Origin of the sequence: Staphylococcus marylandisciuri (assembly GCF_025519785.1) — a bacterium.
Classification (GTDB): Bacteria; Bacillota; Bacilli; order Staphylococcales; family Staphylococcaceae; genus Staphylococcus; species Staphylococcus marylandisciuri.
In genome coordinates this window covers 1-261 of the sequence record NZ_JAOPKZ010000060.1, presented here as the reverse complement: position 1 = coordinate 261, position 261 = coordinate 1, and the positions used below count along the sequence as shown (strand labels likewise).

At 32.2% G+C, this 261-nt stretch carries 1 protein-coding gene; it reads left to right on the top strand.

What is annotated here, in order from left to right:
- Nucleotides 1-261 (top strand): transposase (locus N9R04_RS11380; RefSeq protein ID WP_262856884.1); only part of this gene is annotated, 261 nt, incomplete at both ends.

The following is a 261-nucleotide window of genomic DNA, read 5'->3' as shown; positions in this document are numbered from 1 at the left end:
ATGTTAATGAAATCGTTGAAACAATTCCTGAAAATGAATTCGATGAATTCAAGCATCATCGCGGTGCTACCTCATATCACCCCAAAATGATGTTGAAAATTATTTTATATGCCTACACACAATCTGTATTTTCTGGTCGTAAAATAGAAAAGCTGCTTAACGATAGTATCCGAATGATGTGGCTGTCACAAAATCAAAAACCTTCTTATAAAACAATTAATCGTTTTAGAGTAAATCCTAAAGTAGATGCCTTATTAGAAT